The organism is Spirosoma fluviale, assembly GCF_900230225.1.
Lineage (GTDB): Bacteria > Bacteroidota > Bacteroidia > Cytophagales > Spirosomataceae > Spirosoma > Spirosoma fluviale.
Map to the genome: position 1 here is coordinate 484,795 of NZ_OCNH01000001.1, position 17,753 is coordinate 502,547.

General features: G+C 49.6%; 17 protein-coding genes. 11 read left to right on the forward strand and 6 right to left on the reverse strand.

The window, feature by feature from the left end; all coding sequences use genetic code 11:
* Nucleotides 1-21 precede the first annotated feature (21 nt).
* Together CRO74_RS02010 and CRO74_RS02015 are read left to right on the forward strand one after the other, a co-directional pair.
* Nucleotides 22-609: a carboxymuconolactone decarboxylase family protein gene (locus CRO74_RS02010; RefSeq protein ID WP_097124329.1), complete on the forward strand. Its 588-nt coding sequence runs from the start codon at nt 22-24 to the stop codon at nt 607-609.
* A gap of 190 nt (nt 610-799) precedes the next feature.
* Entirely contained in the window at nt 800-1,798 is a 999-nt protein-coding gene (locus CRO74_RS02015) for a c-type cytochrome (protein WP_097124330.1), read from the forward strand.
* Nucleotides 1,799-2,079: 281 nt separating this feature from the next.
* Here CRO74_RS02015 and hemH read toward each other — a convergent pair whose 3' ends face one another.
* Nucleotides 2,080-3,141, reverse strand: coding sequence for a ferrochelatase (hemH, locus tag CRO74_RS02020; RefSeq protein ID WP_097124331.1), 1,062 nt, complete (start codon nt 3,139-3,141; stop codon nt 2,080-2,082).
* A gap of 180 nt (nt 3,142-3,321) precedes the next feature.
* Between hemH and CRO74_RS02025 the strand changes: the two genes are divergently transcribed.
* Nucleotides 3,322-4,263 (forward strand): hydrogen peroxide-inducible genes activator, encoded by a 942-nt coding sequence (locus CRO74_RS02025; protein WP_097124332.1) that lies wholly within the window; start codon nt 3,322-3,324, stop codon nt 4,261-4,263.
* 8 nt (nt 4,264-4,271) lie between these two features.
* On the opposite strand, the gene CRO74_RS02030 is transcribed toward CRO74_RS02025, so the two are convergent.
* Both CRO74_RS02030 and CRO74_RS02035 read right to left on the reverse strand, forming a co-directional pair.
* Nucleotides 4,272-5,117, reverse strand: a complete 846-nt coding sequence (locus tag CRO74_RS02030) for a hypothetical protein (protein ID WP_097124333.1) — start codon at nt 5,115-5,117, stop codon at nt 4,272-4,274.
* Nucleotides 5,118-5,169: 52 nt separating this feature from the next.
* Nucleotides 5,170-5,925, reverse strand: a complete 756-nt coding sequence (locus tag CRO74_RS02035; RefSeq protein ID WP_097124334.1) for an NUDIX hydrolase — start codon at nt 5,923-5,925, stop codon at nt 5,170-5,172.
* Nucleotides 5,926-6,086: 161 nt separating this feature from the next.
* Here CRO74_RS02035 and CRO74_RS02040 point away from each other — a divergent pair, with 161 nt between their 5' ends.
* Nucleotides 6,087-7,718 (forward strand): carboxylesterase/lipase family protein, encoded by a 1,632-nt coding sequence (locus CRO74_RS02040; RefSeq protein ID WP_097124335.1) that lies wholly within the window; start codon nt 6,087-6,089, stop codon nt 7,716-7,718.
* 88 nt (nt 7,719-7,806) lie between these two features.
* Here the strand turns inward: CRO74_RS02040 and CRO74_RS02045 are convergent, their stop codons facing one another.
* Nucleotides 7,807-9,114 (reverse strand): protoporphyrinogen/coproporphyrinogen oxidase, encoded by a 1,308-nt coding sequence (locus CRO74_RS02045; protein ID WP_097124336.1) that lies wholly within the window; start codon nt 9,112-9,114, stop codon nt 7,807-7,809.
* Between the two features lie 218 nt (nt 9,115-9,332).
* On the opposite strand from CRO74_RS02045, the gene CRO74_RS02050 reads away from it, so the two are divergent.
* The 6 genes from CRO74_RS02050 to porG all read left to right on the forward strand — a co-directional run bounded on the left by CRO74_RS02050 (nt 9,333) and on the right by porG (nt 14,449).
* Nucleotides 9,333-9,950, forward strand: coding sequence for an anthranilate synthase component II (locus tag CRO74_RS02050; protein ID WP_097124337.1), 618 nt, complete (start codon nt 9,333-9,335; stop codon nt 9,948-9,950).
* A complete protein-coding gene (locus CRO74_RS02055; protein WP_097124338.1) occupies nt 9,947-10,723 on the forward strand; it encodes an alpha/beta fold hydrolase in 777 nt (258 codons plus the stop codon). The genes CRO74_RS02050 and CRO74_RS02055 overlap by 4 nt, the downstream gene beginning before the upstream one ends.
* Before the next feature lie 118 nt (nt 10,724-10,841).
* Nucleotides 10,842-11,510, forward strand: coding sequence for a CBS domain-containing protein (locus CRO74_RS02060; RefSeq protein ID WP_097124339.1), 669 nt, complete (start codon nt 10,842-10,844; stop codon nt 11,508-11,510).
* A 113-nt stretch (nt 11,511-11,623) separates the two neighbouring features.
* A complete protein-coding gene (locus CRO74_RS02065; protein WP_097124340.1) occupies nt 11,624-12,499 on the forward strand; it encodes an NAD kinase in 876 nt (291 codons plus the stop codon).
* A gap of 162 nt (nt 12,500-12,661) precedes the next feature.
* A complete protein-coding gene (locus tag CRO74_RS02070) occupies nt 12,662-13,669 on the forward strand; it encodes a DUF6089 family protein (RefSeq protein ID WP_097125978.1) in 1,008 nt (335 codons plus the stop codon).
* 108 nt (nt 13,670-13,777) lie between these two features.
* Nucleotides 13,778-14,449 carry a type IX secretion system protein PorG gene (porG, locus tag CRO74_RS02075; RefSeq protein ID WP_179830101.1) on the forward strand — a complete coding sequence of 224 codons (672 nt, stop codon included), beginning with the start codon at nt 13,778-13,780 and terminating at the stop codon, nt 14,447-14,449.
* 100 nt (nt 14,450-14,549) lie between these two features.
* Here the strand turns inward: porG and bshB1 are convergent, their stop codons facing one another.
* Nucleotides 14,550-15,269: a bacillithiol biosynthesis deacetylase BshB1 gene (bshB1, locus tag CRO74_RS02080; protein WP_097124341.1), complete on the reverse strand. Its 720-nt coding sequence runs from the start codon at nt 15,267-15,269 to the stop codon at nt 14,550-14,552.
* Nucleotides 15,270-15,512: 243 nt separating this feature from the next.
* On the opposite strand from bshB1, the gene CRO74_RS02085 reads away from it, so the two are divergent.
* Entirely contained in the window at nt 15,513-16,520 is a 1,008-nt protein-coding gene (locus CRO74_RS02085; RefSeq protein WP_097124342.1) for a nitrilase-related carbon-nitrogen hydrolase, read from the forward strand.
* On the opposite strand, the gene CRO74_RS02090 is transcribed toward CRO74_RS02085, so the two are convergent.
* Nucleotides 16,517-17,638, reverse strand: coding sequence for an AI-2E family transporter (locus tag CRO74_RS02090; RefSeq protein ID WP_097124343.1), 1,122 nt, complete (start codon nt 17,636-17,638; stop codon nt 16,517-16,519). The two genes, CRO74_RS02085 and CRO74_RS02090, sit on opposite strands and share 4 nt — an antisense overlap.
* Nucleotides 17,639-17,753: the final 115 nt, after the last annotated feature.

The following is a 17,753-nucleotide window of genomic DNA, read 5'->3' on the forward strand; positions in this document are numbered from 1 at the left end:
TTCACTTATTCAACATTAACTATGACAACTACGCAAAATGAAACCGTTGTATCGCTGCTGAATCTGGTAGGACTCAACGCCGAAGATACCCATCCTGCATTAGACGCACTGGCGCAAGCCGACCACCGGTACCTGCGCGATCTGAAAATCAACGTGGGTAACGTACTGAACAGTAGCCAAACGTTGACGAAGAAAGAAACGCTTTTGCTGGCGCTATCCGTGGCCGTTAACGAGAAATATCAGCCACTGATGGACTCACTGACGGAGGCTGCCCGCCAGGAAGGGGCAACCGACGCCGAACTGGCCGAAACGATTGCCTGTACCTCCCTGCTCAGTACGAACAACATTTTTTACCGGTTCCGGCACTTCACCAGCAAGGAGTATTATCAGCAAACACAACCGGGCATTCGCATGAGCATCATGATGAATCCGGTACTTGGTAAAGAGTTTTTTGAACTGATGAGCCTGGTCGTGTCGGCGGTCAACGGTTGCGAACTCTGTGTGAAGTCGCATGAAGAAAGCGTGCTGAAACATGGTTCCAGCGAACCTCGTATTTTCGATGCGGTCCGGTTAGCATCGGTCATAAAAGGTCTTATCACGTTGCTGTAAGCACGATTTATCCGGTTAATCTGGTACGTGCATAACAAAGTTTTGTTTAATGAAATTAGCCTGTTATCTCTCACCTTAGAGAGAATAACAGGCTAATTTTTATGTTTTTCGGGTCTGCCTACCGTTTGCAAGAATTGTGACGTATTTTTCAAAAATTTCTATAAAATTGTTGAAAATCCACAATCAGTAAATGAAAAAGCGAATTGTAAAGATTGTTCTCGGGGTATTGGGAGCTTTTGTACTTGTTGCCGGTAGCGCGCTGGCCTACGTTAAATTTGGACTGCCCACTGTTGATCCAGCGCCCCAAATGACCATCAACGCAACGTCGGCCCAGGTTGAGCACGGCCGTTATCTGGCCAATCATGTGGCTTCCTGTATGCACTGCCACTCCTCCCGTGACTTCTCTAAACTAACCGGGCCGAATATAGCGGGTACAGAAGGGAAGGGAGGGGAGCCCTTCCTGCGTGAAATGGGCTTTCCGGGTAACTACTATGCCAGTAATCTGACACCTGACCATCTTGGCGAATGGACGGACGGGGAAGTCTATCGCGCCATCACAACCGGCGTGAGCCGAGATGGACACGCCCTGTTCCCGGTAATGCCGTATATGAGTTACGCTCAGATGGCCCCCTCGGATATCAACGATATCATTGCCTATTTACGAACGCTGAAGCCGATCAAAAACGCTGTTCCGGCATCTGAGTCTGACTTTCCGATGAATTTCATTATCAATACTATGCCTGCTCAGCGTGAGCCCGGAACCCGACCCGATACCGCAGACCATATAGCCTATGGCAGATACATTACCACGTTTGCCGCTTGTGCGGATTGCCACACACCGGTCAATGCACAGGGCGCACCGTTGCCGGGAATGGATTTTGCCGGTGGACGCGAATTTCCATTACCAACGGGTACGGTGCGCTCCATGAATATCACTGCAGATCAGTCGGGGATCGGTAACTGGACGAAAGAAGTATTCATTGCACGGTTCAAAGCCTACGCCGATAAGAGCAAACCGCTGCCAACAGTACACGAAGGGGAATTTAACTCCGTTATGCCCTGGACCGTAGTGGCCGATATGAGCGAGCAGGATCTGGGTGCCGTTTACGAGTATCTCCGGTCACTCAAACCGGTACAGCATAAAGTAGAACGGTTTACACCTAAAGCAAAATTAGTAGCGAGCCGCTAAGAAAAAATGAACATTATTTATAGTCTATAGTTTAAGGGTATAAAATGCATATGCAGCTTGGTATTGATGAGGCACAAATCTGTTGTGTTGCTCTAAAGTACAGATACGAAATTATATGGATTTATTGCGATTAATGGCATCTTATCAACTCTAGTGCTGTATCTGCCGTAATGTAAAGCCCGCTCTCTCTAACCAAGAAGCGGGCTTTTGTTATGAAGTGTAATATATTGGTAAGCAGGTACAGCACAGAAAGGGATTTTTACCAAAACCTGCTTCGTGTCTTAAGCCGTTTTTACCAGATCAACCAGTGTTTCAATCCAGATCGGACTATCGTTCAGGCTCTCGACCAGCTGCCAGTGTTTGCCACCGGCTTCTTCGAATAGTTCTTTGTATTCAACCCCTACTTCAATCGTTGTTTCCAGGCAGTCGGCAACAAAAGCGGGCGAAAACGCCAGAACGCTGTGCACCCCTTTGCCCGGTAAGGCTTTAATGACATCGTCGGTATAAGGCTTGATCCAGGGGTCGCTGCCCAGTCGGGATTGAAAGCAGGTGGTGTATTTACCTTCGGGGATGTTGAGCGCCTTGACCAGTAAACGCGTTGTTTCAAAGCACTGCGCCCGGTAGCAATGCTGGTTCATGGCCTGAAGAGAATCGCAGCAATCGCCAAGTTTACAAACCGTTTTAGTTACGTCGCCCTTCCGGATTTGCCTCTCGGGTAATCCGTGGTAGCTGAACAGGAAATGATCGTAATCGTACGTAGCCATGTATTTCCGACCCAGCTGCGCAAATCCCTCAATGAATTTGGGGTGCTCCAGGAACCGATTGATGAAACGGATGGCGGGGATAACCTGCCAGTTCCTGACAATATCCATCACTTTCTGGTACACCGAGCCCGTTGAGGCAGAAGCGTATTGCGGAAAGAACGGAATAACGATGATGTCCGTGAGCCCCAGTTGCTGAAACTCACTCAAACCGGCATCGATACTTGGACTTTGATAACGCATGGCTAATTTGACCACATACCGGTTGCCAAGTGCCTGTTGCAATTCCCGTTCAACAATATGCCCGTAATATTTCAGCGGTGAACCCGTTTCGGTCCATAGTTCCTTATAAACTTTGGCCGATTTTGGTGCCCGAAACGGCGCAATAATGCCATTGACGAGCAAAGAGCGGGGAACGAGGGGTATGTCGATCACCCGGCCGTCCAGCAGAAACTCGCGCAGGTATTTACGCACATCGGGTACGTTGGGACTGTCGGGTGTCCCCAGATTAACGATTAAAACGCCCGTTTTACCGTATATTTTTGGGGCGGAAACGGGTTGTTGTAAAACAGAAACGTCCATGGTTGGAAAAACAAGGATGATAACGAGTAAGTTGCAGTCACTTCAGATTAAAAACTGCTGTCAAGACGGTTGAGTCGCATTTGTGAACGGCAAAAATACGACACGGATAGGTTCATTTTGTTCGATGTGATTTAGATTTGTATCAATTTTATTTATGTTTTATAAGTTGGCAAGTCATTCATGACCCTTACTCAACTGGATTATATTGTCGCCGTAGATACTTACCGGCATTTTGCAACGGCTGCCGAAGCCTGTCATGTGACGCAGCCAACGCTGAGTATGCAGATTCAAAAACTGGAAGATGAATTGGGTATCCTGGTATTCGACCGCTCGAAACAGCCCGTTGTTCCCACCGAAACCGGACAGACGGTGCTGGCCCAGGCACGGGATGTCCTGCGCGCAGCCAGGCGTATTCCCGAAATTGTGAGTGAGTCGAAAGAAGATTTCAGAGGAGATTTTCGGATTGGTATTATTCCAACGCTGGCTCCCTATTTGCTGCCTTACTTCATTGGCGAATTTGTTGGAAAGTATCCGGCCGTTTCGGTACATATTCAGGAGTTGGTAACGGAGCATGTAGTTGAAAAGCTTCGGAATGGCCTGATCGATGTTGGACTGGTAGTAACACCACTGGAGGAAAATGGTATCACGGAAATTCCGCTGTTTCAGGAGCCTTTTGTAGCTTATGCTGCAGATTCAAATCCCCTACTCGATAAAACGGCGGTGTCGTCGTCCGATCTGCTTTCCGATGGGCTGTGGCTGCTAACCGAAGGCCACTGTTTTCGTACACAGGTCATGAACCTCTGTGGTGCCGACCGCCACTCGAACGGAAAAACGACGCTGCGTTATGAAACCGGCTCCCTCGAAACGCTCATTAAGTTAATTGATAGACAGGACGGGTTTACGCTGCTTCCCTTCCTCGCCACGCTCGATATGGATGCTACCCGTCAGGCACGACTTCGGCCTTTCGATGCGCCCGCTCCGGTACGTGAAGTTAGTATTGTGACGCACCGCAGCTTCCTGAAACGTCAGCTTATCAATGCCCTAAAACAGGAGATCATGGCTCACTTGCCTCCGGAAATAATCGGCGTAACAAAAGGCGGACGTGTAGCCAGTGTGCGATAAGTGCCTGTTTAGTTGCGCATCTGCTTACCGGGTTTCAAAACTCGCTCTCGTTTGGTACGTTCCATTTGCTGGTAGGTCTGCCGAAACCCGCTCCCGTTTTTAACGGCATTGGTAAGCGTTGGTACCCCCGCGCGTCCTACTACTGCCAGCCAGCGGGCTACTTCGGCGGCTGCGGTTTCATAGGCCAGCATGGTGTGTATATAACTGCCGCCAAAAAAATCGTGGGTCGATTCAAGGTCACTGAGTTTCAGCATTGGGTATTGCGAAAATGACTCAGTAGGAATCTCGTCGGCAAAGGGGTTGGCCTGCACCAGACTGTCTGGTTGTTCCCATATTGATGGGTTACTGAATCGATAATCGACCATCAGAGCAAGGCCTTCGTTGAACCATTGCGGAATTTCGCGTTTAACCCGCCACCAGCCTAACCGCGCAAAAAGTTCATCGTGGCAAAGTTCATGGGCTATCACATCGGCATTATTTCCTTCGGGTCCTAGTACGAGGTACGACGCGCCCCAGGGTGTGCCAACACTACACCCGGCACCTTCGCCCCCGGCGCAGTAGGTCTCGTACTCGTCCTGACTGGGGCAGTAAATTAGAGTGGCTTTCCCCTGTCGGTCTCCCCAAAATCGCTGAATCCGCTGGTAGGCCGTTTGCGTGTGTTCACGGAGCTGTATCTGCTGCTTGGCGGTGGCCGTGCGGCTGGTGTATATATGGCTGGTTTTCTCAAGCAACCGAAAATCTGCCGAATGACTAACGCGCATGCTCCAGATCGCCTGCGGGAAAAGCCACAGAAAGCTGATGGGCACCGCAATCAGCGCTAGCAAACTATATCGGAAAAATACACGTCCACGCATGGAAAGAGTAGCAAAGCATTAAGTAAAGCAGTCGATTCATGGCTAGTCGACATCATCCAGAAGTAGTGTCGGCCCTGAATCGGTACAGATAAGGGGCCTTGTGAGCTCCACCGCTGTACTTTTTGTCGAGCCGTTCCAAAATTCCCAAACTAAGCATCTTTCGCTGAAAACTGGAACGGCGCAGAGGCTGACCCAGAATTGTTTCGTACAGGCGTTGTAGGTCGGCCATCGTGAACATGTCGGATAGGAGCGGGGCCGCCCATTGGTTGAACCCGATTAGCTTCCGGTCGAGATCGGCTCGTAACGTTTCCAGCGCTTTCTGAACAATAAGCCTATGGTCCTGAATAAGCGGAGGTAGCGCCGTAAGTTCATACCAGTCGCAGGTATCAGACAGCGAGTCGGGAATGGGGATTGCCTTGGTGAAGTCGATCAGGGCATAGTAACCCACGGACACAAATCGGCGCAGAAGCCAGTGGTCTTCGGTTGGCGTTATGCCCTTGGCTTCCATAATGGCCCGCATGGGAGCAGCATCATACCGGGCGAGATCACCAAACGTATAAAACTGTTCCAGAAAAATATCGGTCAGGCTGGTGCGCTCGGCCAGTACCCGCCGGGCCGCATCATTCAGGTTTTCGTCCTGCCGGATAAACCCACCGGGTAGAGCGAACAGGCCCGTATTCCGGTACTCCAGCAACAGAATTTTCAGTTGGCTCTGATGAAATCCAAACACAACAAAATCCAGCGCGAGGCCTGGCAGGAAGTCAACTCCGGCAAAGCTTATCTCCTCTGGAGACAACTGATGAGACATAAGGATTAAATTGAAACCGCAAGTAACAAAAAATTGGGTGGTCTGAGTTTAGTTTTTTATTATTGTCGCAGAATGAGACAATAACTGCACCATCTGATTTTTGATTATTGAAATTGGGTGATACAGGCATTAGTCCCTTTAAATAGATTAAACCATAAACCATGAAAAGCCTGTTTTTTTTGATTTTATCCACTGTTTCGCTGGCTCATCTGGCTACTGCCCAGTCGGCGAAGGCTCCACAAGCCAAAACGGCCAACGGCATCGTCGAGGGAGTCGTTGAGCCGAGTGGCATCCGTTCCTTCAAAGGTGTTCCTTTTGCGCAACCGCCCGTGGGTGATTTACGCTGGAAGGAACCACAACCTGTCAAGAACTGGCAGGGTGTGCACAAAGCAGATAAGTTTGGCCCCCGCGCCATGCAACGGCCAATTTTTGGCGATATGGGGTTTCGCTCCAACGGTATGAGCGAGGATTGTCTCTATCTGAACGTGTGGACGCCTGCTAAATCGGCCAATGAGAAATTACCCGTCCTGGTGTATTTCTACGGAGGTGGCTTTGTGGCTGGTGACGGTTCTGAATCCCGCTACGATGGCGAAAGCATGGCACGTAAAGGCATCGTTGCCTTAACGGTCAACTACCGACTCGGGGTATTCGGCTTCTTTGCGCATCCCGACCTGACCAAAGAATCACCGAATCATTCGTCGGGTAATTACGGGTATCTGGACCAGGCCGCAGCGCTTAAGTGGGTAAAGGAGAACATTGCGGCTTTTGGTGGTGATCCTAATCGGGTAACCATTGCCGGCGAATCGGCCGGGTCGATTTCGGTTAGTGCGCTCATGGTTTCGCCGTTATCGAAAGGATTGTTTGCCGGTGCGATCGGTGAAAGCGGTTCATTGCTGGGCGGGCTTCCGCCAACGTCGCTGGCCAAAGGCGAAGAGGTAGGTGCCAAATTTGCAACGGAGGCCGCTGGTGCCAACACCCTGGCTGAACTGCGGGCAATGCCAGCCGAGAAATTACTCGAAGCAACTGCCAAGCCCGGTGTTCCCTGGTTTACATCGACCATCGACGGCTACTTCTTTCCGAAGCTGCCACTGGAGATTTTTGCAGCTGGCGAACAGGCGCACGTTCCCCTGCTGGTGGGCTGGAATTCAGAAGAAATGAATTACCGGGCGGTAATGGGGCAGGAAAAACCAACGCCCGAAAACTACGCAAATGCCTTGAAGAAGCTCTACAAGGAGCAGGCCGACGAGGTGGTGAAATTATATCCGGGCTCTACGGAGGCTGAAATCCTGGAATCGGCGACGGCACTGGCCAGCGACCGCTTTCTGGCCTATAGCACCTGGAAATGGGCCGACATGCAAGCCAAAACCGGCGGTGGCAAACCCGTTTACCGGTATTACTATTCGCGGCCCCGTCCGGCCATGACGCCTGCCATGGGCAATGCGGCTCCCGGTCTTGCCGGTGGTGTGGTGAAATCGACAGATGCGAGCGCCGTGAAAGTGGCACCCGCCAGTGGAGCAGTTCACTCGGCCGAAATCGAATATGCGATGGGTAACCTGGCTTCCAACAAGGTGTTTGCCTGGACCCCCGATGATTACAAAGTGTCGGAGGTGATGCAGAACTTCTTCGCTAACTTCATCAAAACCGGGAATCCAAATGGATCGGGCTTACCCAAATGGCCTGCCGCCAATATGGGCAACAGTGTGCAATACATGCACATTGACGTAAATACCCGTCTGGAAACGGAGAAAAATCGGGCGCGCTACCTGTTCCTGGATCAGTCATTTGGTAAATAGTTATTGGTTATTGAGTTATTGGTGGAGTGGGAGAAGGCAGTGTGCTTTCCTGCCACTCCACTAATAACGAATAACTATTCACCAATAACTAACTAACAAACATCTCCGCCACTTGCCGACCCGTTTGCATGGCGGCATTGAGGGATGGGTAAGCTGTTTGATCGCCACACTGGTACAGACTATCGGATAGTTTCAGTGGTTGCCGATGAGCGTCGTTGCCTGCTTGTTCAGGCGTGTAGGCGGGTAAGGCGTGGGGTAGGTGATAGGTTTTCAGGTGCCGCCATTGGTGAACCCCTTCGCCGAACCAATTCACGAGTTCGGTACGGATTTTGGCCGTCAAGGCGGCTTCATCCAGTAAAACCAGCCCCTGGGTGCTCACTGAAATCAGAGTTTGTCCGGCTGGCGCGTAGGTTGAAGCCACATCGGTCAGAATGGCCACGTTATGCACTGCCGAACTTCGGTGCGTATTTAGTAATAACAATTTTTCTTCTGGGGGGCGTTTCGTGAACTGCTGTGGCCCAACAGCGAAATACGTGCAGGTTGTATGATTGAATGCCTGCTCTGTCGGCAACGGACGCCCCGTTAACTGTGCCGCCTGAGCCGCATCGACGGCCAGCACAACCGCCTGGCCGGTGAGGGTTTCGCCCGAGTTGAGGTGAACCGTATTGCCCTCAATTCGCTTGACGGGCGTCTGCAACCGAATCTGACCGGGAGCCAGCCGACTAGCCAGTTGATTTGGTATCGCTTCTATGCCGTTGGCAGGAATAGCCGCCCCACCAATAAAAAACATCCGAAAGCAAAACTCGAAGAAATTGCTGGAGGTAGTGAGCACATCTTCCAGGAAAACACCTCCGAAAAACGGCCGGAAAAATCGCTCGATCATTTGCCCGGAGAATCCCATGCTGAGCAGGAAATCCAGCGTTGTGACGGGTGTCTGCCGGAAAAGCTCGTCGATGGGCAGTTCCTGCGTTCGGCGGAGAAGCTCCATGATGCGGAGCTTGTCGGCAAAAGTACCAACCGGCGATGCCAGCGTTTTGAAAATAGACAGTGGTTCCTGAAAGGGATTCAGCAGGGTCATCCATTCGGGAGTGGGCGTCTGGTGATGAATTAAGGCACCGGACCGAAAGTACTGCAAATCCAATGCGTTGTAGTTGAGCAGCCGTTTTGTTTCCGGATAGGCCGTCAATAGAATCTGGAAACCCCGGTCGAGCCGAAAGCCGTCTACGGTATCGGTACGAACCCGACCGCCAACGCCATCGGCGGCTTCGAGCACAATTGCCTCAATGCCTGCTTGCTTAAGATAAACGGCACAGGTGAGACCGGCCATACCGGCACCAACAATCAGAACAGGCTTACCGGTGGCTCCATTACCGGAACTGGATGAATCTGGGGACATACCACGAAAGCTTTGGTGTATAAATAAAAATCAAATTTAGTCGCTCCACCTGCCAATCAACGAATTGAGTTCTATTTAGGTAGTATTATTTTAATAAAAATTGAATAATTTAAAGCTATTGTTAGTTTAAAGTGTTGATAATCAATGATGCGAAAATAAAAGTTGTTGGTTTTTCTTAGAAATATTAATTTTGCTCAACTGAATTGCGTTATTACGGTATGGAGGTGTTGGTGGTAGATAACTTCGATTCATTTACGTACATGCTGGTCGATTATCTCCGACAGGCAGGGGCGGATTGTCGGGTTATCCGGAATGATGAATCCATGAGTTGTCTTACCCGCGATTCAGTCGATGCGGTGGTACTGTCGCCGGGGCCGGGTGTTCCGAAAGCAGCAAACCGGTTAATGGACATTATTGACTATTATCATCGTCGAGTACCTATGCTGGGCGTGTGTTTGGGGCATCAGGCGCTGGGTGAGTTTTTTGGCGCAACGCTAAGCCGGGCCGGTAAGCCGATGCATGGCAAAGTATCTACCGTTCGAGTGATTGAAAAGGACTGTTTGTGGCAAGGTGTACCCGCTACATTTGACGTAACACGTTATCACTCGCTTGTTCTGACAGACCTTCCTGTCGAACTGGTATCTACGGCCGTAACGGAAGAGAATGAGTTAATGGCCATGCGGCATCGAACCTTACCACTTTGGGGGGTTCAGTTTCATCCTGAAGCCGCATTGACACAATATGGATTGACGTTAATCCAAAACTGGATTGATGCTCTCCGGTTAATACATAAAAGAAACGACTTGACTACACCTTTAACCGCGCAGTACGCATGAACTATCAGATTCGGGAAGAAGCAGGATTCCGTTATGTAGACGAAGGCCAGGGCGAAGTATTACTTCTGCTACATGGCCTGTTCGGTGCTCTCAGTAATTGGGATAGCGTCATAAACACGTTTTCAGACCGTTATCGGGTTATCATTCCGTTGCTGCCCATCTATGAAATGCCCATTCGGCAAGCTAGTCTGGAGGGATTAGTGGCTTATATCGAGAAGTTTGTCGTCCAGAAGTCTCTCTATGATATGACCCTGTTGGGAAACTCATTGGGTGGTCACCTGGCCATTTTGTATACATTTAAAAACCCGGAACAGATTCGGCGACTGGTACTGACAGGCAGCTCAGGTCTGTTTGAGAATGGTATGGGCGGCTCATTTCCAAAACGCGGCAGCTATGATTACATTGCTGAGCGGGTTGCTTACACATTCTATGACCCAAAAGTAGCGTCGAAGGAGCTGATCGACGAAGTATTTGAGATAACCAGCAGCATTCCTAAATGCATGAGCATTGTGGCCATTGCCAAGTCGGCACAACGCAACAATGTAGCGAAGGATCTGTACAAGATTCAGGTACCTACGCTGCTCGTCTGGGGGTTAAACGACACCATAACACCCGCCGAGGTAGGGCATGAATTTAATCGGCTGATTGGGGGTTCTGAATTATACTTCATTGACAAGTGCTGCCATGCACCCATGATGGAGTGCCCGGACCGCTTCAACGAATTATTGGATAACTGGCTGGCCAAACATCCAGTTATTGAGTTAATAGCGTAGGTTTACTACATGTAGTGAGGCAGTACGTTTTATTCACTATACTAAATCTTGAAAACTATGCAGGAATTTCTGTAGTTTTCAGCGAACAGTTTCAGTTGTTAAACGACATCGATTATTTATGCTGGCTGCCGAACTAATAGATCCCATGCTTCCGGCTCTGAAGCCAACCGACCTGGTCGGGCAGGCTTTAGTGTGGATGGAAGAGCACCGTGTCGGGCAACTCGTACTGACAGATCAGGGCGATTACCGGGGCATCGTAAGCGAGGAATTGCTGATGGATGTTGCCGATGACGACCGGCCATTGAGTAATGTAATGTGCCTGTTTGAGCAAATGTATGTGCTGGAAAATCAGCATCTTTTTGAAGTACTGGGACTAGCTGTCCAGCATCAGATGGAGGTAATAGCCGTGCTGGGCGAGGGGCGGGAGTTTACAGGCACCATTCAAACGAGCGAATTACTGAAAAAATTTGCACAGGATTTGGGCGTACAGGAAGCGGGCGCTATTGTGATCCTGAACATGAATGAACGGGATTACTCCATGGCCGAAATCAGTCGCCTTATCGAGTCGAATAATGTGAAAATAATCAGTAGTTATTTTTCCAGCGCGGCCTATGGGATGCCCGATCGTTCGCGGTTGACACTCAAGCTCAATCGGCGGGATATTACCCCCGTCATATCTACTCTGGAACGGTTTGGTTATCAGATTGAAGCCGCTTTTGCCAACGCCCCCGTCGAAAGTATCGATCAGGAGCGACTCGACCTGTTGCTTCGTTACCTTAATACATAAAGAGTGGTATGTTCGTGAGTGGTAAGTTATAGGTGGTTGGTACATAAATTGTTTTTGTGTCAACTACTTATAACTTACCACTTATAGGCTTATCACTTTCTCCCTACTTTTCTATGAAAATCGCCATTCACGGGCGCAACTTTCCCGAATCAGCGCGGCCTTACATTCAATCGATGTTCGAAGAACTGTCTAGGCGGCAGGCCGATGTGCTGATTTCACTGGGGTACCGCGAGTATCTGGATACTATGGGCGTGGCTCATTACAGCCAGGCAACGTATACGGTCGAAGAAGGGGTCAGTGATGCTGACTTTATCTTTAGTTTGGGAGGAGATGGTACCCTGCTCGATGCTGTTACCCACGTAGGCGCTCACCAGATTCCCATTATTGGCATCAATATTGGCCGGTTAGGCTTTTTAGCTACCGTCGCGCCGGCATCTGTCCGGCTCATGATCGATGCTATTTTCAACAATCAGTACACCATTGATGAACGGAGCCTGGTGAGTGTACGATCCAGTCAGGATATTTTTGGCAATCTACCCTTTGGACTGAATGATTTTACCATTACGCGAACGCAAACATCATCGATGATTACGGTGCATTCGTACCTCGACGGTGAATTTTTGAACTCCTACTGGGCGGATGGGCTGATTATTTCAACGCCTTCAGGGTCAACGGGCTACTCACTCAGTTGTGGCGGCCCGGTTCTGCTGCCGCAAACGGAAAGTTTTATCATAACCCCCATAAGTCCACACAATCTCAACGTTCGGCCAATGATTGTGATGGACAGTTGCCAACTGGCTTTTGAAGTAGAAAGCCGGAGTGGTAATTTTCTGGCAGCACTGGATTCCCGCTCGTTCACTGTCGACACATCGGTGCGGATTAGCGTTCAGAAAGAAACCTTTAAAGCGCGGCTGGTCAAACTCAGCGATGATAATTTTCTGAATACACTCCGGAGTAAACTTAACTGGGGGTGGGACATCCGTAATTGATAAGCACCTTCATTGATTTCTCGTAGCAGTATACTTTTGAACGTTAGTAGCTTTTCCTTTATCATAATTTTTACGATCCAACTCCAATAAAAGTGATGGCCCTACCGTTTCGGAATTGGTTGGCTTTTGGGTCGACTGGGTTGATTCACGCATTTAATGAGTATGAATAACTATAAACAGCTAGTTACAGGCACTGCGGTGTTCTGTTTGCTGGCAGGCTCAGTTACAGAAAGCCTGGCACAGAGACGGCCAAATCCTCGATTTGCTCCTTATTCGTCGGTTACGTTTGGCGTAGGAACATCTACTTATTTTGGTGATCTGGCCGGGTATCGGCAACCGTTTAGAACGTTAACTACGTTGCCACGATGGAATGTTGGCCTTGGGTACACACGTCAATTCACACCGCATTTTGCAGCCAGGGCTATGTTTACCTGGGCGCGCATTACTGGGGACGATTACACGTTTAATAAGAATAATATTGAGAAGAATCTGGTGCAGTATGCCCGGAATCTGCATTTTCGCAATGACCTGAAGGAGTTTGCAGTTACCGGTATCTACAATTTCATTGAAGATGGCCGAAACTCGAATTCCCGCGCCCGGATCACCCCATATATCTTCGGTGGCCTGGCCCTGGTAGCGCATAGCCCGGAGGCCCGTACCCCTGCCGCACCCGATAATGGCGAATATGAAGCCCGGAAATGGGTGAAACTTCAGCCGTTGCACACCGAAGGACAGGGCCAACCCGGTCGGGATAAGCCTTATTCGCTCGTTACTCTGGCGATTCCGGTGGGGATTGGCGTCCGTTATAAACTGAACGATAACTTTAACATAGGTGCCGAAATTGGATTCCGGTATGCCTTCACCGACTATATTGACGATGTAGGCTCCGGGAGCTATGCTGACCGTGCTACCCAGCAGGGGGTTGCAACGATCATGTCAGATCGTCGGGGTGAACAAAATCCTGCCCGTTATAAAAATCCAACGAACCGGTACGAGGTGTTACAGAATATGTATGACGCAGGTCCGGAGGAAATGAGAGTAGCTATTGCAGATGCCTTAAACAGGCCTACGCGCAGCGATGACGGCAAGCTAAATGATGGGTATCTGTTGACTAATTTTTCAATTCATTACATCATACCGGGTAAAATTAAATGTCCGCCAACCAAGTAACGGGTTGTCGTTCAATTGCCGGGTACGTCGCTTTCTGTGTGCAAGTTGGTTTCTCCACTTATTCCTGTTAAGAACCGTACATGGCCCGTCGATTGCTTAGACCTATTTATGAATCAATACCGACTTAAGACAGCCCGGCTTCTCATAGCCGGGCTTTTTATCAGCCTGGGTGTACAGGCCCAAAAGATTGAGATTGGGGGCGGTCTGGGTGGTATGCTCTATAAAGGGGACGTGTCTCCTGCCCTGAATCCTCGATTTTACAGGCCCGCAGCAAGCTTGTTCTTTCGCTACAATGCTACCCGTTCATTTTCTATCCGGGGCACCGGTTCGCTGGGTGGCTTACGCGGAGAAGACAATGCCAGTCGAGACCCGTTTCTGCAGGCGCGTAATTACTCATTCCGGACCAATCTCAGCGCCGTAGAAATTGATTTTGAATATAATTTTCTGAACTATAAACCACTGCCCAAAGCCAAGAACTGGACACCGTATGTGTTCGGTGGAATTGGCCTTAGTCGGTTTACGAATGCGGTCATAAAGGTTGGGGGAGTCGTTACGTACCCCGTTGGCGTTGGCATAAAATATGAAATTAAGCGGCCCTGGAGCGTAGGCGTAGAATTCGGTACTCGTTTTATGCGAAATGACTACCTGGATGGACTGGGCGATGCTACTTTCGGCAATGCCCTGACCAAAGTGGCACAAGGAAATCCTGCACTTAAAGACAGTTATACCTACACTGCTTTTACCCTTAGTTACACGTTTTATAAAATTGTCTGCCCTTAAGCAACTGTTTGGGTTAGCGATTCGAGCCGCCAGGCAGCTTCTAATGGCTATGAGTAAAAAAAGGCTACAAAAAAGTAGCCCGTATGCCTGCCCAACGAGTTTAAATCAGGGAAAATAAATCGGTTACACCCAGCATTCTTCGGCTAATAAATCCTTCGCCGAACTCCACACCAATCATATGGCCGTGCTCCCGTGAACGGGACTCCAGAAATTTCATGAAGGGCTCTCCCGAGATATAGCTTTCTGGCTCGGTGCTGGTAGGGTTGAAGAACTGACTTTTGTAAGCTTTGATAGCGGCTATCTTGCCCTGCCAATACGGTGTTATATCGACAATAAAGTCTGGCTTCAACGAGCGGTCCTGTATGAAGCTGTAAATGAATTTAGGCCGGTGGGCTTCCTGAGGTTGCCCATCTTTGCCAATGGTTTTGATTTGCCGTAAGCCAGCATAAAAACAGGCATCGATCACGAGTTCCGAAGCACGACCGTGGTCGGGGTGGCGGTCGTCGGGGGTATTAGTTATAACAATCTCGGGTCGGAAATGACGGATAAGCGGAATAAGGGCGAGCTGGTGTTCTTCGTCATTTCGGAAAAAGGCGTCTCGGAAACCCATATTTTCGCGAGCCGACAACTTCATGAAACGCGCTCCCTCGTTGGCTTCCTGCAATCGGATTTCGGGGGTTCCGCGGGTGCCTAATTCGCCCCGTGTCAGGTCGATGCCCGCTACAGTTTTTCCTTGTTCAATAAGCGAAAGAATGGTGCCGGCACAACTCATTTCAATGTCATCGGGGTGGGCCGCAATGGCCAGTACGTCAACGGTCATGTAAATAAATGAATGAAATAGATGCGGTTATTCTGATAAAAAGCCCTTGAACGGCATCACTTGCCGTTGGATTAGGTAGCTCATGCTAAGAGCAAGCCGAGTTGTTCAATAATTACTTAGTACGTAATCAACCAAAGCTGGGATTTGTTCCTTATTGACGGCAAAGTGCAGGATTAGCGGTTTTCTCACCGGAAACCCGTTATTTTGACAACCTAACCGTCACATTTCCTACCCACTTAACCGATGTCTTATAAAGCACTTGCCCTTCAACTAACCTGCCAGACAATAAACTACTGTCAAAGCCGTGAAGAAGCGGAAGCAGTTATGCTTCAAACCATTGAGCGGATAGAACGTCAGATTGCCGCATCGATTGGGCTAATTGGCCGTGATACGTTACTGATCGTCGTTCCCGAATTTTTTCTGACGGGACCTCCCATAGATGAAACCGTAGACCAATGGCGCGAAAAAGCGGCCCTGGATATTGATGGTCGTATCTATGAAGCGTTGGGGGCTATGGTGCAGCGTCAGCAGATTTACTTCTCGGGTAATACCTACGAACAGGATCCATTTTTCCCCGAGCTTTACTTTCAGACCAATTTTATCATTGGCCCCAGTGGTGATGTACTCCTGCGGTATCGGCGACTGAACGCTATGTTTACGCCCACACCGCACGATGTGTGGGAGTTGTATTTAGATGCGTATGGATACGACTCGCTGTTTCCGGTAGTAAAAACGAACATTGGAAACCTGGCTTGCCTGGCCTCCGAAGATATCCTTTTTCCGGAGGTAGCCCGCTGCCTGGCAATGCGCGGAGCTGAGGTTCTTATTCATTCAACGGCCGAAATTAGCAGCCCGCTGCCCACCCAGAAAAATATTGCTAAGCAGGCAAGGGCAATCGAGAACATGGCCTATGTCGTATCTGCCAACTCAGGCGGGGCCGTCGGTAGTATGTTACCGGGCAATACGACCGACGGAGGCTCCAGAATTATCGATCCGAGAGGTATCGTACTGGCCGAAGCCGCTTATGGAGAGAGTATCGTGGCAAATGCGGATATTGATCTGGCAGCTTTACGCGAGTTCCGGCAACGTCCTGCCATTGGGAACCTGCTCGCTCGCCAGCGCCCGGAACTATACGCCGAAAGCTACAGACAGTACTCCATATTCCCACTAAATACGCTCTTAAGTCAGCCCGCCGACCGCCAGCATTTTATGCGAACACAACAGGAAGTCATTAAAAAGCTATACAGTTAAGCGCTCACTTCATCGGCTTTGGGTCTTCGTCGTCGTCGGGGCAGTCGAAACAGATTACTGCCTGCTTCTTCGGGGGTTTGATCACCCAGTAGTACACCCCATGGGCGCAGACTTTCGACACGGTCGAAAATCACTTTCAGGATCGCGATAGCAGGAATGGAGAGGAACATGCCGGAAACGCCCGCTAAGGCTCCGCCTATGAGTACACCCACGATGGAGACAAGCGCATTGACCTTTACCTTTGAGGCTACAATAAGCGGTACAAGCACGTTGTTGTCGATGAACTGCACTACCAGGAAAACAACCACGACGCCCAGTATGACTGAAGTTTCCGGATTGTTACTAAAGGTGATGATCACCGTAATTACTGTAGCCACCAGCCCACCAATGTAAGGAACAAGGTTCAGTATAGCCGCCATGATGCCCAGCAGGATGGAGTACTGTACGCCCAGAATGAGTAAGCCGACAGAATTGAGGGCTGCTACACAAGCTGTTTCGATCAGCAGGCCTACCATGTAGCTTTGAATAACCGACTTTACTTCGCCTAATACTTCACGCACTCTGTCGGTGTGTTTTTCGGCAAAAAGTACGACGACGAAGTGCAGAAGCATGGTTCGGTAATAAAGTAGCAAAAAGACGTAAATGGGTATCAGCGTAAGGGTTCCCAGCGGTCCTGTAATGAAACCGAGCGCGTTCGGACTTTGTAAACTGTCCAGTGTTTGTGCCTGTGCTTTCTTAAGATACTGTTCCTGCTGCCGGTAGCTCACATTGTACTCGCGCCGAACCCATCGCTTGGCATCGCTAAAAAAGTCGGTCAGGTTCTGCCGTATTTTAGGTAAGTCATCCGCAAAATCGGAGAGTTGCATTGATAGGGTTACGGCTACACCAGCCACAATGATAATGGCTAGTAACAACGCCAGGCTAATAGCAATAACTTTATGAATACCCAGGCGAATCAGCCTGTCCTCAACCGGCCGAAGCAGCACTGCCACCAGTCCCGACATAGCCAGCGGGACCAGAATATCCTGACCCAGATAAATGGTAACCGTTAAAATGGCTAACGAAAGCAGGGAGTGAGAAAATTGATGATAATGAGGGCGTAGAGGTTCAGATGTCATGGAAGCACGAATGGTAAGCCAGTATGTGAATGAATAAACGCAACCCCGGATTGTGTTGCATAAGGTCTCAACATTCCATCGTCTATTTTGTTTGTTGGAGGAAAGCCTGCCAGGT

Bases quoted from the DNA above. Each gene is read 5' to 3' on its own strand.
- CRO74_RS02010 (WP_097124329.1), top strand. From the start codon at position 22: ATGACAACTACGCAAAATGAAACCGTTGTATCGCTGCTGAATCTGGTA.
- CRO74_RS02030 (WP_097124333.1), bottom strand. From the start codon at position 5,117: ATGCGTGGACGTGTATTTTTCCGATATAGTTTGCTAGCGCTGATTGCG.
- porG (WP_179830101.1), top strand. From the start codon at position 13,778: ATGAATCAATACCGACTTAAGACAGCCCGGCTTCTCATAGCCGGGCTT.
- CRO74_RS02015 (WP_097124330.1), top strand. From the start codon at position 800: ATGAAAAAGCGAATTGTAAAGATTGTTCTCGGGGTATTGGGAGCTTTT.
- CRO74_RS02045 (WP_097124336.1), bottom strand. From the start codon at position 9,114: ATGTCCCCAGATTCATCCAGTTCCGGTAATGGAGCCACCGGTAAGCCT.
- CRO74_RS02050 (WP_097124337.1), top strand. From the start codon at position 9,333: ATGGAGGTGTTGGTGGTAGATAACTTCGATTCATTTACGTACATGCTG.
- CRO74_RS02060 (WP_097124339.1), top strand. From the start codon at position 10,842: ATGCTGGCTGCCGAACTAATAGATCCCATGCTTCCGGCTCTGAAGCCA.
- CRO74_RS02035 (WP_097124334.1), bottom strand. From the start codon at position 5,925: ATGTCTCATCAGTTGTCTCCAGAGGAGATAAGCTTTGCCGGAGTTGAC.
- CRO74_RS02085 (WP_097124342.1), top strand. From the start codon at position 15,513: ATGTCTTATAAAGCACTTGCCCTTCAACTAACCTGCCAGACAATAAAC.
- bshB1 (WP_097124341.1), bottom strand. From the start codon at position 15,269: ATGACCGTTGACGTACTGGCCATTGCGGCCCACCCCGATGACATTGAA.
- CRO74_RS02055 (WP_097124338.1), top strand. From the start codon at position 9,947: ATGAACTATCAGATTCGGGAAGAAGCAGGATTCCGTTATGTAGACGAA.
- CRO74_RS02025 (WP_097124332.1), top strand. From the start codon at position 3,322: ATGACCCTTACTCAACTGGATTATATTGTCGCCGTAGATACTTACCGG.
- CRO74_RS02040 (WP_097124335.1), top strand. From the start codon at position 6,087: ATGAAAAGCCTGTTTTTTTTGATTTTATCCACTGTTTCGCTGGCTCAT.
- hemH (WP_097124331.1), bottom strand. From the start codon at position 3,141: ATGGACGTTTCTGTTTTACAACAACCCGTTTCCGCCCCAAAAATATAC.
- CRO74_RS02065 (WP_097124340.1), top strand. From the start codon at position 11,624: ATGAAAATCGCCATTCACGGGCGCAACTTTCCCGAATCAGCGCGGCCT.
- CRO74_RS02090 (WP_097124343.1), bottom strand. From the start codon at position 17,638: ATGACATCTGAACCTCTACGCCCTCATTATCATCAATTTTCTCACTCC.
- CRO74_RS02070 (WP_097125978.1), top strand. From the start codon at position 12,662: ATGAATAACTATAAACAGCTAGTTACAGGCACTGCGGTGTTCTGTTTG.